At 61.0% G+C, this 13,844-nt stretch carries 9 protein-coding genes; 7 read left to right on the plus strand and 2 right to left on the minus strand.

What is annotated here, in order from left to right:
• Positions 1-29: 29 nt before the first annotated feature.
• A complete protein-coding gene (locus tag VH599_18965) occupies positions 30-623 on the minus strand; it encodes a TetR/AcrR family transcriptional regulator (protein HEY7350404.1) in 594 nt (197 codons plus the stop codon).
• A gap of 806 nt (positions 624-1,429) precedes the next feature.
• Here VH599_18965 and VH599_18970 point away from each other — a divergent pair.
• The gene (locus VH599_18970) at positions 1,430-3,880 is read left to right on the plus strand and encodes a xanthine dehydrogenase family protein molybdopterin-binding subunit (protein HEY7350405.1); all 2,451 of its coding nucleotides are present in this window, start codon (positions 1,430-1,432) and stop codon (positions 3,878-3,880) included.
• 73 nt (positions 3,881-3,953) lie between these two features.
• Entirely contained in the window at positions 3,954-5,060 is a 1,107-nt protein-coding gene (locus tag VH599_18975) for a potassium channel family protein (protein ID HEY7350406.1), read from the plus strand.
• A 5-nt stretch (positions 5,061-5,065) separates the two neighbouring features.
• On the opposite strand, the gene VH599_18980 is transcribed toward VH599_18975, so the two are convergent.
• Positions 5,066-7,600 (minus strand): DNA polymerase domain-containing protein, encoded by a 2,535-nt coding sequence (locus tag VH599_18980; GenBank protein ID HEY7350407.1) that lies wholly within the window; start codon positions 7,598-7,600, stop codon positions 5,066-5,068.
• 204 nt (positions 7,601-7,804) lie between these two features.
• Between VH599_18980 and VH599_18985 the strand changes: the two genes are divergently transcribed.
• The 5 genes from VH599_18985 (at position 7,805) to VH599_19005 (ending at position 13,844) form a co-directional block, all read left to right on the plus strand.
• The gene (locus VH599_18985; GenBank protein HEY7350408.1) at positions 7,805-8,311 is read left to right on the plus strand and encodes a MaoC family dehydratase; all 507 of its coding nucleotides are present in this window, start codon (positions 7,805-7,807) and stop codon (positions 8,309-8,311) included.
• Positions 8,308-9,684: an MmgE/PrpD family protein gene (locus tag VH599_18990; protein ID HEY7350409.1), complete on the plus strand. Its 1,377-nt coding sequence runs from the start codon at positions 8,308-8,310 to the stop codon at positions 9,682-9,684. Before VH599_18985 ends, VH599_18990 begins: the two co-directional genes overlap by 4 nt.
• A 193-nt stretch (positions 9,685-9,877) precedes the next feature.
• The gene (locus VH599_18995; GenBank protein ID HEY7350410.1) at positions 9,878-10,912 is read left to right on the plus strand and encodes a MoxR family ATPase; all 1,035 of its coding nucleotides are present in this window, start codon (positions 9,878-9,880) and stop codon (positions 10,910-10,912) included.
• A gap of 15 nt (positions 10,913-10,927) precedes the next feature.
• On the plus strand, positions 10,928-12,310 hold the full coding sequence (locus VH599_19000) for a DUF58 domain-containing protein (GenBank protein ID HEY7350411.1): 1,383 nt from the start codon (positions 10,928-10,930) through the stop codon (positions 12,308-12,310).
• Positions 12,225-13,844, plus strand: coding sequence for a DUF4129 domain-containing protein (locus VH599_19005; GenBank protein HEY7350412.1), 1,620 nt, complete (start codon positions 12,225-12,227; stop codon positions 13,842-13,844). Before VH599_19000 ends, VH599_19005 begins: the two co-directional genes overlap by 86 nt.

Raw genomic sequence — 13,844 nt, forward strand, 5'->3', positions numbered from 1 at the left:
TTGGTCTTTTTATAGACGAAAAAAATAGATCACGCCCGAACATTCACCTGGAGATACCCGATGAGGTAGTCAATGGCCCGCTGCAAGTGGATGGTATCTCCGTACAGCTTACTCATCATTACTGCGCCCTCGACAGTGGTGATGAGGATGGTTGCCAGCAGTTCGCCATCAACTTCCGGGCGAACCTCATGGGCGGCGATGCCTCGTTCGACGTGACGCCGAATCCATTTGCGCCAGCGGCTCATCGCTTCCTGGGCGCGGCTGCGCAGCGCCGGGTGCGCGTCGTCGGATTCGACGGCGGTATTGAGAAGCGGGCAGCCTCCTGGTAAGAGCGGGTTTTCGATAAGGCTGCGGTAGCCGGTGAGCATTGCCACGAGCCGATCAACGGCGTTTGTTTTGCCAACCAGTTCCCGCTCTACTTGCCGCCAGACAAGGGCGATAGAGTAATCGAACGCTTCCAGCGCCAGATCGTCTTTGCTGCGAAAGTGGTTGTAGATGCCGCCTTTTTCCAACCCGGTCTCGCGCATCAGATCGGAGAGCGAGGAGCCAAAATAGCCCTGACGGCTGAAGACCTGCGCGGCGCGTTCCAGAATCATCTGATGGGTTTGTTCGCCTTTACTCATCGCTTTGCCTTTCTGTTTCAGACCGTTCGGTCTGATAAAAGTATATCTTGCGCTCGTTTTCTTGTCAAGGGCGAGGCATTTGCCGGTTCCACCACCTATCGGGGGCGCCACTTGTAGCGCCGCCCCCTTCGGGAAGGGCCGCTTGGCCGCGCTGGGCGCGGCCATTCTCGCTCGGCTGCGCCTCGCTCGCGCGTCCCTCCTGGCGGCTCAACGCTGGCCTGCTGGTCCGCTGGCGCTGGAGGGCAGACGCCACTTGTAGCGCGTCCCTCCTGGCGGCTCAACGCTGGCTTGCCTGTACGTGGCGCTAGAGGGCGAACGCTTCGCCAGGGCGAAGCGTTGGCCGCCTGGAAGGGACGCGCGAGCGACGGGAGCGAGAGGACGGGGCAACAGCAGCGGCCCGCGACCGAGCGCAGCGAGGGAGAATGCGGGAACTGGGCTGCGCGAGCGACCAACGGGAGCGAGAGGACGGGGCACCAGCCGAGGCAAGCAGCCCAGGCCGCAGGCCAGGTTCCCGCAAGGGCCGCTCCCCGCAGGGGGAGGCAAGCAGCAGAGACGCGCGAGCGAGGCGCAGCCGAGCGAGCATGGCCGCGCCCAGCGCGGTCAAGCGGCTCTGGCGAAGCCCTACTCGAAGGGAGGCGGCGCTACAAGTACCATGCCTCGCTTGCCAATCCCTCATTTATGCTAGAACTCACTGGCACAGCCAGATTGCGCTTGCCCCTCCTTTTGGTTTATGCTAAAAGCGCCTATCCTTGATAGGGTACTCACTCTGAGAACCCCAGGTGAGCAGGGGTAAGAAAGGCCGCTTCATGAGCAACACACAATTACCGGCTGGGCTGGAGCGCCGTAGAGAAGACTATCGGCTGATTACCGGCCAGGGTCACTACGTAGATGATGTAAGGCCGCCTGAAGGGCGGCCCGCTGCTTTGCATATGGCAGTGGCGCGCAGCCCGTATGCGCACGCCAGGGTGAAGTATATCCGACTGGATGCAGCGCGGGCGCTGCCGGGAGTTGTGGCCGCGTATGATGGCGCGGAACTGGTCCAGGGGATGCGCAGCCTTGATGCTATGATGATGCCCAATCTCAAAAGGCCAGAGCGCCGTCCGCTGGCAATAGGGCATGTGCGCTATGTAGGCGATCCGGTGGCGGTAGTGCTGGCTGAAAACCGCTATATTGCCGAGGACGCGCTTAATCTGCTGGAGATTGATTACGAGCCGCTGCCTGCGGTAGCTGATCCAGAAGCGGCGCTGGCCTCGGATGCGCCGCTGCTGTACGAGGAGTTTGGCTCGAACGTGGCTGCTATCGTCCCGGCTGGTGGCGGCGATATTGAAGCGGCTTTTCACCAGGCCGATCATATCTTTCGTCTGCGCCTGGTGAACCAGCGGCTGGCTCCCAGTTCTCTTGAAGCGCGCGCCTGCATGATTGACTTTGATACAGCGAGTGGTAGTCTCTCCGCCTGGCTCTCATGCCAATCAATATTCCGGGCGCGAGAAACGTTTGCCAGCTTCCTGGGCATTGAGCGTAGCCATATCCAGATTCACAACGCGGAGGTCGGCGGCGGCTTTGGCGCAAAGACGACCTTCCTTGGCGAAGAGATTCTGGCGGCATCGCTGGCGGTCAGGTTCGGTCGGCCTGTCAAATGGATTGAGGGACGCCGCGAGAACTTGCAGGCACAGGCGCAGGGGCGCGGCCAGATCAACTATATTGAGGCGGCGTGCCGAAAGGACGGGCGCTTGCTTGGCCTGAAGGTGCGCACGATTGGCGATCTGGGAGGGTTTCTGTTTGGCATGGGGGCGATGATCCCCAATGGCACCATCTACCTGCTTAGCGGTCCCTATCAGATTCAGGCGGTGGAGGGTAGAATAGCGAGCGTCTTTACTAATAAAGCGCCGACGGCACCGTATCGGGGCGCGGGTCGGCCAGAAGCGGCCTATATTTTGGAGCGAACGATGGATCGCATCGCGCATGAGTTGGGCCTTGATCCCGTTGAGGTGCGCCGCCGGAACTTCATCGCCTCGGATACATTTCCGTATCGGACTGTGACGGGCCTGCAATATGAAAGCGGCAATTATCAGGCGGGGCTTGACCGCCTGGTTGAGCTTGCCGACTACGAGCAGTGGCGTGCAAAACAGCGGGAGCGCCGCGAGGCGGGAAGCTCCTTGTTGTTGGGCCTGGGCCTTTCTACCTTTATTGAAAGTGCTGGCGGCGCTATGAGCGCGCCTGGCATGCCGCAGGAAGCCGCGACGGTGCGGATTCGCCGCGATGGGACCATTCTGGTACAGAGTGGTGTAGCACATAACGGCCAGGGGCATTTCACGGCGTTTGCTCAGATCGCGGCAGAGGTCTTCCATCTGCCTGGCTCGCAGATAGAAGTGCAGATGAATGAGGGCGCGCTGCCAGCTTTCAGCATTGGCACGTTTGGAAGCCGCGTGACACTAACCGGCGGCTCTGCTGTGCTGCTGGCCGCCGAGGCAGCACGCGAGAAGGCGCTGCATGTCGCCGCGCAGGTATTGGAGGCTGCCCCAGCCGATCTGCTGTTGGAGGACGGGCGCGTTCAGGTGCGCGGCGTCCCGACACGCGCTGTGACACTAGGCGAGCTTGCCCGCCTGGTTGAAGAACAGCCTGATCTCATCGAGCATGAGCCGCCCAATCCCGCAAATCGCCAGCCGATTGAAGGGCTGGCGGCCTGGCGTGATTTTAGCCCGCCAGACTCTACCTACGCTTCCGGCGCGCACCTGGCGGTAGTTGAGGTGGACACTGATACCGGAGAGGTAGACCTGTTGCGCTATATAGCCGTTGATGATTGCGGACGGATATTGAATCACTATCTGGTCGAAGCGCAGATACACGGGTCGCTGGCACAGGGCATCGGGCAGGCGCTCTATGAAGAAGTGGTCTATGATGAGCAAGGGCAACTGCTCACAGGTACCTTGATGGATTACGCGCTGCCAGACGCCAGACAACTCCCGGCGTTTGTGACCGATCTGCTGGAGACGCCCTCGCCCCGCAATCCGCTGGGCGTGAAGGGCATCGGCGAAGGCGGCACTATCGCTGCGCCGCCTGCCGTGGTCAACGCTGTGCTGGATGCGCTCGCGCCGCTTGGCATCAAAAGCATTGATATGCCGCTGAGGCCGGAGAAAATCTGGGCGCTGATTCAGGCAGCGCGAAATGGCACGCTGGAGCAGCCTGATCCTGTCGCGCCTGCCATTTTCAACCACGCCGGTGAAGCGCAGCAGGGAGACGTACCCGATTTTGAGTAGCAAATAGAGGTTCTCAAGGTGATACACTGATACCTCAAAGTTGTTTTTGATATGAGTAACGGAGAGTAGTAGGATGGCCGTTTTTGCCGCCATGTGCGCCGTACTCCTGATCCTGGCTGTTCTCTGGGATGCCTTTGAGACCGTCATTCTGCCGCGCCGTGTGACCCGGCGGCTGCGGGTGACGGTGCTGGTCTATCGTCTTACGTGGCAGCCGTACCTGGCGGCGGTGAAACGGATGCGCCAGAGCAGCAGGCGAGAAACGTTTCTTAGTTTTTACGGGCCGCTTACGTTGTTGCTGCTGCTGGGGGCCTGGGCGGCTTCGTTAATCCTGGGGTTTGCGCTGCTGCAATGGGCCTGTGGCTCGCACCTCATTACCCCTGATGGCTCCTCCGGCTTTGGCACGGATGTGTATATGAGCGGCACGACCTTCTTTACGCTGGGGCTGGGCGACGTTGCGCCAAGCACGCCTCTGGAGCGCGTGGTGACGGTGGTGGAAGCAGGAACGGGCTTTTTTATCCTGGCGCTGGTGATCAGTTATCTGCCGATTCTCTATCAGGCGTTTTCGCGGCGCGAGGTGAATATTACACTGCTGGACGCGCGCGCCGGTTCGCCTCCCAGCGCGGTGGAACTGCTGCGCCGCTACGGCCAGGGCGAGAATCTGCAAGGGCTTGGCCCACTGCTGCAAAATTGGGAAACCTGGGCAGCGGAGTTGATGGAAAGCCATCTCTCGTATCCGTCGCTGGGCTATTTCCGTTCCCAGCACGAACACCAATCCTGGGTAGCGGGGTTGGCGACCATTCTGGATGTCTGCGCGCTGGTGATGGTTGGCATTGACGGCGTTCCGCTCCAGTCGGCGCGGCTGACGTTTGCGATGGCGCGCCATGCTGCCGTTGATCTGAGCCAGATTTTCGATACAAAGCCTCTCATGAACGCTTCGGGGAACCTGCGCCCAATTGATATGGTCACGCTGCGAGCGGCGCTGGCCGAAGCTGGCGTGCGGATGCGTGATGGCGAAGAGGCCAACCATAAGTTCGAGAAGCTGCGCGGCATGTACGAGCCGTATGTAAAGGCGCTTGGGGATCGCCTGATGATGCCCTTGCCGCCCTGGCTGCCTTCCGAAAATGCGGTGGATGATTGGCAAACGAGCGTCTGGCAGCATACCAGCGCCTTGCCAGTCTAGGATTGCTACTTCTCGACTTCCTGGCAGCGAATCCAGCGTGGCTGAATGACCTCAACTGGGCGATCAAAAAGGCCAGGCTGACCGTTCAGGCGGAACAGTTGCTCGAAATCATCGGGGGCAAAGGCTTTGCGCAGCCGCGCGGCATAGGATGTGACCAGCGCCTGGAGATAGTGATTCACGTCGTAGTCGCGGCGCTCCCCGATGATCTCCCGGCGTGATGGTCTGGCGCCTGGCCTTTTTGGGACTGTCGAAGCAGCAGGCGAGATGGCGGCCAGTTCTTCCTCATCTTCTTCACCCTCTGCCCCTGCTTCCCAGGCAGCGCCAGCGGGCGCTTCATCGGCTTCTTCCGGCAGCCAGATGTACCCGCCGCCGCGAGCGCGATAAAAGCGCACGCGCTCGCCGGGGGACCAGCGGGTGCGCCCGGCGGCCAGCAGCGCCTCGTAAGGAGCTTCGGGATGTCCGGCGCGGGCCGCCAGATAGGCTTCGGGCGTTTTTGAGAGGCGCACGCGCGCGGCGACATCGGCGGCTGTGAGTGCGCGGCTCTGCAAGGCGGCTACTATATCCAGATACGCCTGGCGAACGCCAGAAATATCGCCAGTCATGGCGCACGTCAGCGCCTGGCGCAGAAAGCGCCCGCCAAATGGTTCAGCGCGGCTGGAACGCAGCGCCACGCCATGCACTACTAAGCGCCCGCTGTAGGTGAGCAAGGCGTAGTTTTTGACTTCGTGGCTGAGCATGGCGCGGTAGCGGCCCTCGTATTCCAGGCGAATGCCCGCAGGCAGTTCTGCGCCTATCTCGGCGACAAGCGCGCGCTCCTGTTCCTCGGTCCAGTCAAGAGGAACGGCAAAATATACGCCGTCGGTATCGGCTTCGATCAGGGCCATGCCGCGCTGGCGCAGGGCGTCAAGCACCTGAGACAGCACTTCGCGGCCTCGGCGGGTTACTTCGCCTGCCGCCAGGCCGTCGGCAAAGAGCGCCATCGAGCCAGCGCCCATATAGCCGTAAGCCGCGTTAATCAGGATTTTCATGGCGGCCTGGGTTGCGTCGTGATGGTTGGCTTCCACCGAGCCGGGCGCGGCGGCGCGCGCCGCCGCTTTATGATGCAGGCGCAGATCGGTCAGGCGGCCAAGAATATCCAGCAAGACGCCTAAGCGATCACAGGTCGGACCAATCTGGTAGGTGCGCATCAGCGAGGGATACAGCGAGGCTACGTCGGCTTTGACGACGTGTTCAGCGATGCCTTCAGCGAAGAGATGCACCGCGCCGCCTTCGTGCAGGCCGCCTTCGGCGTACTGGCTGGCGGCCCCACGCGGCAATGCCGCGCCAGCGCGCAGATAGGCGCGAACCAGGATTGGCTCCAGAATGCCCATCGCCGGACCCGCCGAGGCCAGACGCTCGTAGCGGCGCGGGGCCATGCCCGCCAGCGCGAAGGGCGCTCCCAGGAGCCGCCGCGAGAGGCCATCAACCTCAGCAACGTCGTCCAGGGCGTATCGCTTCACCAGATCGGGGTTCTGGCGGTAGGTATCGAAGATGGCCGCGCCTTCCAGGTACACGCGATCAGGCGCGGAGATGCCAAAATAGCGCGCCACTTCTTTCAGGCCATAGCCGGGCATATCGCGGTAGACAAAATCATGGCGGCGCACTGCATCGAGTGTGTCAATGAGTTCGCGCCCAGCCAGAGTATAGCGCATGCGTCGCCGGGCCTCCGGCCCAATTGCCAGCGTTTCCTGGCGGCGCTCTAACAGAATCGGCGCGCCAGGGCGGCCCAGCGCCAGCGGCACGCCAAGGACAGCCGCGCGGCGCTCCAGAAACGAAAGATCGAAGCCAAAGAGGTTATGGTTCTCGATCACATCGGGGTCGCGTTCACGAATCAGCGCGCACAGGTGTTCAATTAAATCTGCCTCGTCTTCGGGCGCTGGCGCGTCAAGCACAGTCGCAAGGCCGTGACTATCGCGGATGGCGACCATGAAGATGCGCCCGCGATCAGGGTCAAGGGCGGTAGTCTCCAGATCGAATTGCAGGCGGCGCAGGTCTTCATAGGCCAGGCCGCGAAAATAGACCCGCCCGGTGCGCATCATATATTGCTCAACAGGGCCAACGTGGTAATAGTCGTCTTCGAGATCGTTCAGACTGGTAATCTGGCGGCCCAGGCGGCGCGACGCCCCGGAAACGATGGCGCGCTCCAGATAGCGCCCATCGCGGGCGGAGAGCAAATAGCGATAGAACGTTTCGGGGCCTGCGCTGGAGGGATACTCCAATTCTTGATAGCAGACGATAGCATCGGCTCCTCCAGGGGCGCTGGCGGAGATCACCGCTGGCCCCAGGTGCTTCAGGTCGGCCAGTGTGGCGGCAAAGACCCAGGGGCGAAAGCGTTCAGTCTCGCACACGACCTGGCTGCCGACGCGCCGCCAGATAACGGCGCTGCCCTCGCGGCTGGCCCAGACAGAGATAATCCCCGGCGTCTGATCCCAGCCAAACAGGCGCTCATCTTTCGTGTTTTCAAGGGCGTCTTCAGATAGTGCAGGAAGAGATGAAGGCATGATCTTCGGCAAACCTCCTTAAAACCTTCTAGACATAGGTCATGTGCCATCTTTGAATGGTTGTGTGTTCATGGTTGAAACCTCTCAAAGAACCTTTGTTCCAATGATACCATGCAGCGCCTTCCTTGACAACGCCTCCTCATTTCGTTAGCATGCCAGTACAGACGCTATCCGTCAGGCCGAGCAACAAGGAGGGCAACGCTGATGCCAACGCAAGAGGGCTGGCGAGGCCGGTTCTTTGAGGATTTTGAGGTTGGCGATGTGTATCAGCATCCGCTGGGCAGAACCGTAACCACCACCGACAATATCTGGTTTACATTGCTGACGCAGAACACGGCCCCGATTCATTTCGACCATCACTACGCCGCGCAGACGGAGTTTGGCAAGCCCCTGGTTGACTCCACCTTCACGCTGGCGCTGGTGACGGGCCAGAGCGTGATTGATATTTCCCAGAATGTGTTTGCGAACCTGGGATGGGATCAGGTGCGGTTGCCCAATCCGGTCTTTGAGGGCGATACCATTTATTCGCAATCAGAGGTGCTTCAGAAGCGCGAATCGAAGTCGAGGCCCAACGTTGGCATCGTGACTGTCAAGACGACGGGCTATAATCAGGATGGCAAGGTTGTGATTACGTTTGAGCGAACGGCGCTGATCTATAAGCGCGGCCTGGCCCCGCAGATCGCGCGCCTGACGCCAGGAGAGCCGAAATGACTACCGCCACGACGACCACCAGGGCAACCGAGGGGCTGGCCTCCTTTCTGGCTGGCCTAAGCTTTGAGCGGATTCCCGCCGACGCGATCAACAGAACCAAAGACCTCTTTCTGGATTGGGTTGCCTCAGCCCTGGCAGGGCGTAACGCGAAGCCTGTCCAGGTTCTGGAGCGGTTCGCCGATCTGATGGGGCCGAACGATGGCCCTTGCGAAATCCTGGTTTCGCGCCGCCGCATCTCGCCGCTGTTTGCCGCGCTGGTCAATGGAGCCGCTTCGCATGTGGTCGAACAGGACGACCTACATAACGGCGCGGTCTTCCATCCCGCAACGGTGGTCTTTCCTGCTGTCCTGGCGGCAGCGCAGGCGCGCGGGGCATCAGGGCGCGAGGTATTGGCTGCTGCGGTGGCAGGCTACGAAGCGGGTGTGCGGGTTGGAGCCTTTCTGGGCCGCTCGCATTATCGCGTCTTTCACACCACCGGCACAGCAGGCACACTGGCCGCCGCGGCAGGGGCTGCGCATGTGCTGGGCGCAGACGAACCAATGATGCTGCACGCGCTGGGGTCGGCGGGAACGCAGGCCGCTGGCCTCTGGGAGTTTCTGCGCGACGCAGCCGACTCGAAGCAACTGCACACGGCGAAGGCCGCTGCGGATGGCTTGCTCGCAGCGTATATTGCCCGCGATGGTTTTACGGGAGCCAAGCGGATTCTGGAAGGCGAGCAGGGCATGGCGGCTGGGATGTCCAGCGATGCAGACTCGGGCAGGCTTACCGCCGACCTGGGCGAGCGTTGGGCGGTGCTGGAAACGTCCTTCAAGTTCCACGCCTCCTGCCGCCATACGCATCCTGCGGCGGATGCCTTGCTTCAGGCGATGCAAGACCACCATCTGCCCGCCAGTCAAATCGCGCGCGTGCGCGCCCGTGTGCATCAGGCGGCTATTGATGTGCTTGGTCCGGTGACAGACCCGCAAACGGTGCATCAAGCCAAGTTTTCGATGGGCTTTGTGCTGGCTTTGATTGCGTTCTATGGCCGCGCTGGAGTCACGGATTTTACCGATGATGCCCTGCGCAATCCACAGATTCGCGCATTTCTGGACCGTGTGGAGATGACTTTGGACCCTGAGATTGATGGCGCGTATCCAGAGCGTTGGATCGGGCTGGTAGAGATCGAGGCCGTTGATGGCCGCCGCTTCGTCTCCCGTGTTGATGTCCCCAAGGGCGACCCTGGCAACAGCCTGAGCCGCGCCGAGCTTGAAGACAAAGCTCGTCGGCTGGCATCCTACCAGCAGGGCACGTCAGGCGAGGAGATAGAGCAGGTGATTGCGCGTATCTGGCGGCTCGATCAAGAGCCGCATGTGCGTGACTTGCTGCCCACCTGAAAGAATAGGTCTCCCGCTGAGCGGCCAATTGAAGAGGAGCGTTATACCAGTAGCGCCGCCTTCCGGGCGGCGCTACTGGTGAGACGGACATGAGGATAAAAATGCTGCAAAGAGCGTATAGTATATAGAGAACTGAACTATATCTCTACGAGATAGTTATAAGGGGGTCTCGTTGAATCAAAGCGAATCGTCAATGGAACCAATGGAAAAAGAAGCCAGTGTTTCACGTGAAACATGGCAGGCGGGGGTAGATCGGGTTCGCCGGGCGGCTGATCTGGTCCGGGCGAATATTCGGCAGGTCATTGTTGGCAAGGACGCCGAGATTGATTTACTGCTCGTGGCTTTGCTCTGTGAGGGGCATGTGCTGATTGAGGATGTGCCTGGGGTTGGGAAGACAATGCTGGCGAAAAGTCTGGCGCGCTCGCTTGGCTGCACCTTTCAGCGCATCCAGTGTACGCCTGATCTGCTGCCATCGGACATTACCGGCATTAGTTATTTCAACCAGAAAACCAGCGATTTTGCCTTTCGCCCAGGGCCACTGTTGACGCAGATTGTGCTGGCAGATGAAATCAACCGGGCGACACCACGCACGCAATCAGCCCTGCTGGAAGCGATGGAGGAGCGCCAGATCAGCGTTGAGCGTGAAACCATGCCTCTCCCGCGCCCTTTCCTGGTGATTGCCACGCAGAATCCCATCGAACTGGAGGGGACGTTTCCGCTGCCGGAAGCACAGCTTGATCGTTTCCTGCTGCGCCTGCGGCTTGGCTACCCCGAAATGGAAGAAGAGCGCACGATGCTGCGGCGCTTTCGCCACGAGCAGCCGCTGCTTGATCTTCAGCCGGTCCTCGACGCCCAGGAATTGCTGGCGTTGCAGCAAATGGTGAAGGGGGTGATGGTGACTGAGCCAGTTGAAACCTACCTGCTTGATCTGGCGCGTGCTACGCGCAGCCAGAAGGTGATTGAACTGGGGGCTAGCCCGCGCGCGGCGCTGGCGCTGGAGCATGCCAGCCAGGCGCTGGCAGCTATCAACGGGCGTTCTTTTGTGCGACCGGATGAGATCAAGCGGCTGGCTCCAGCCGTTCTGGCGCATCGGTTAATTTTGAGCGCCCAGGCACGCTTGCGCGGACGCGCCGCCGAGCAGGCCATCACAGAACTGCTAGAGTCTGTGCCGACACCGGTTGAGGCGATTGGCCTGGATGCTCCCGTTGCGGCTGGCAGCGATCAGTAAAGGCAGAGGTGAGCCATGCAAGCGGGAGTTGATGAGGGAGCCTGGTTATCTGATGAACAGTTGCGGGCGCGCCGCCCCTGGTATATCGTGGCCTTTGTCCTGTTGATCGCCAGTGTCGTGTTCCATCAACCCCTGGTTTTTGTCGCGGGACTCCTGGCCCTGACGCTGGCGGTGGTCCCGGAACTCTGGTATCGGTTTTGCTTTGCGGGAGTGATCTATCGCAGGCAGCTAGAGGAGCGGCGCGCCTTTTTCGGTGAAACGATTACATTCCGACTAAGCGTGGAAAACCGCAAGGGCCTGCCCCTGCCCTGGCTGGAGGTCGAAGACGAGTTTCCTGAACCTCTGAAGCTTCACGGTGGAAGATTGGGACCGCATTACAAGCCACGGCGCATGATACTTGCGACGGCGCTCTCGCTCTGGTGGTTTCAGCGGGTCAGCAGGCGCTATCAGGTGCAATGTGTGGCGCGCGGCATTTTTACGCTGGGTCCGGTGCGGCTGCGCAGCGGCGATCCATTCGGCTTGCTGGTCCGCGATCAGCGTTTCGAAGAGCTTGATACGCTGTTGGTCTATCCGCCCATCCTGCCCATCGAACGTTTTGGTCTGCCCTCACGCCATCCATTTGGAGAGCGGGCTGCGCAGCGCCGCCTGCTAGAAGACCCACTGCGTGTGGTTGGAGCGCGTGATTGGCTGCCTGGTGATGATCTGCGCCGGGTTCATTGGAAGGCGACGGCGCGAGCGATGACTTTGCAGAGTAAGGTTTATGAACCAACGACGACCTGGACGCTGGCGCTCTTTCTGAACGTCAACAGTTTTGCCAATCCAGCCCTGGGAGTGAACCCGGACCTGCTCGAACTGACCATGACGGCTGCCGCGTCGGTAGCGGCCTGGGCTGTCGAGCAGGGCTACGCGGTGGGCCTCTTCGCTAATGGGGTGCAGGCGACAACGGATGTGGACGACCTGTCCCCGGCCACTGGCGCCGACCCCTCCAAAGAGGGAATTGGGGCGGCGCGAGTCCGTCTGCGGCCATCCAGTCGGCCAGAACAGCTTCCGCGCGTGCTGGAGGCGCTGGCTCGCCTCGTTCCTTTTTGGGGTTCGCCTGTTGAGGAGCTTTTTCTGAGAGAGCAGACCCGTCTTCCCGCTGGCACAACGATTGTGCTGGTGAGTACCGCCGCCGCAGTGACGCCTGTGTTGATCGAGGCGCTGACTCAGACGCGGGCGCGTGGGCATGCGGTAGCACTGCTTGTTGCGGGGAATGAGCCGATTGAGGCTCCGGGTTTGCTCGTGTATCGGCTGGGAGCCGAGGAGGTCTGGCATGAAATTATGGCCCAGGCAGCAGCGCGCGACATCTCCCCAGCGCCAGAGGACTCTGAGGCTGGGTACAGGTTCATTCTGGCTTGAAAGTGTCTCGCTGCCACTTGGTCTGCTGATTTTGCAGGCGCTGCCGCTGGGGGCGCTCCTGCAATTGGGCGCGGCATGGACAACGAACGACGCGAGCCAGGCGCTGCTCCCAACCTGGGCGCTGCTGGTCGCGCTTCTAGAAGCGTACTATCTGGCTCGCTGGCTGGTAAGGCAACCGGCGATCAGAGGGTGGATAATATTGTGGGGCGGCATAGGCGCGCTTGCCACGCTTCTGCTAGCCTGGTATCTGCGCCTTTACTCTGCCAACGGACCTCTCTGGCAAGGAGCCTGGATCAGCGCATTGTTTCATGACTTCCAGTCAGTGAACGCGCGCGTCGAAGCTTCGATTGGCGTGGGCATCTTGCTGGCGCTGCTGTGGTGGCGTGGGCTGCGGTTGGGGCGAGACAAGATTGAAGCTGAACCAGTCGCCAGAAGCTTCAAAGTCGGCTTTGCGGCGCTGGTGGCGGCGGCGCTGCTTATTGGCACAGTCCGCCCCACTGTGCAAGGAGGATTGGTAGAACAATTGGGGCTGACGCTCCCATTATTTCTGTTTGTTGGCCTCGTGTCCCTTTCTCTGGCGCGGCTGGCCGAGATTCGACGTGGGCGGCGCCAAGGAGCGTCTCAGGCAGACCCAACGCGCTCCTGGCTTATCAGCATGCTGGCTCTCAGTGGGGCGCTGGTGATCGTTCTGCTCGGCATAGAGCAGGCATTCTCCTATCGTGCCTTACTTGGAGTGGTTTCTGCGCTGAGACCGGCCTGGGATGGGATCAGCGCAGTTTTGGGCTGGATCGCTGTAGGGGTGGGCTATATCCTCTTCTGGCTGCTCAACCCATTTGTGTCGGCGATAAAAGCGGCTTTTGACAAAATCGCCCCTGCTAATCAACCTTCAGGCCAGCCTCCACAGCCGAAACCTCCGCAGCTTCCCAAAGGGAGCGCGTCCTTGCCGGTGGAATGGCTCGTGATTGGTCGCTGGGTGTTGATTGGTATTGGCATCATCATTCTTCTGATCATCTTCATTCGCATCTTTCGAGGGATTGCGGCGCGGCGCAGTGAAGAGGCGGGGGATGAAGAAAGAGAAGACCTTGGAGCGGCAGGCATCCTGGGGGCGCAGTTGCGCGCTTTGCTCGCCAGCCTGACCTCGCGTTTTCAGCGTCAGCGCCCTTCTGAAGAAGACCTTGACAGCGTATCGCAGCATTCGGTGCGGGCGCTCTATCGGCGCGTGCTGGGTCAGGCCAGCGCGCAGGGATTGGGGCGGCGCGCCACTGAAACCCCCCAGGAGTTTGCTCAGCGCCTGGGGCCAGGATTGGCGAGGCTGCCAGAGCCATCATCGCTTGATGCGTCAGGCACGCCGTTGGAAGGAGCAGCAGCCGAAGCGCCGGGCGTCTCTGACCCGGACCTGGAGGCGCTGACCAAGGCGTATGAACAGGCGCGCTATGGAAATGCCGAGCCATCAGCGGCGCAGGTGTCGGCGCTCACATCAGATGTAGATCGGCTGCTTCAACGGCTGGCGCAGAGCCAGACCAGATTGGGTTGA

This window comes from Ktedonobacterales bacterium (assembly GCA_036557285.1).
Lineage (GTDB): Bacteria > Chloroflexota > Ktedonobacteria > Ktedonobacterales > DATBGS01 > DATBHW01.

Excerpts from the sequence above, each read along its gene's own strand:
- VH599_18965 (HEY7350404.1), bottom strand. The coding sequence starts at position 623 with ATGAGTAAAGGCGAACAAACCCATCAGATGATTCTGGAACGCGCCGCG.
- VH599_18970 (HEY7350405.1), top strand. The coding sequence starts at position 1,430 with ATGAGCAACACACAATTACCGGCTGGGCTGGAGCGCCGTAGAGAAGAC.
- VH599_18975 (HEY7350406.1), top strand. The coding sequence starts at position 3,954 with ATGGCCGTTTTTGCCGCCATGTGCGCCGTACTCCTGATCCTGGCTGTT.
- VH599_18980 (HEY7350407.1), bottom strand. The coding sequence starts at position 7,600 with ATGCCTTCATCTCTTCCTGCACTATCTGAAGACGCCCTTGAAAACACG.
- VH599_18985 (HEY7350408.1), top strand. The coding sequence starts at position 7,805 with ATGCCAACGCAAGAGGGCTGGCGAGGCCGGTTCTTTGAGGATTTTGAG.
- VH599_18990 (HEY7350409.1), top strand. The coding sequence starts at position 8,308 with ATGACTACCGCCACGACGACCACCAGGGCAACCGAGGGGCTGGCCTCC.
- VH599_18995 (HEY7350410.1), top strand. The coding sequence starts at position 9,878 with ATGGAACCAATGGAAAAAGAAGCCAGTGTTTCACGTGAAACATGGCAG.
- VH599_19000 (HEY7350411.1), top strand. The coding sequence starts at position 10,928 with ATGCAAGCGGGAGTTGATGAGGGAGCCTGGTTATCTGATGAACAGTTG.
- VH599_19005 (HEY7350412.1), top strand. The coding sequence starts at position 12,225 with ATGAAATTATGGCCCAGGCAGCAGCGCGCGACATCTCCCCAGCGCCAG.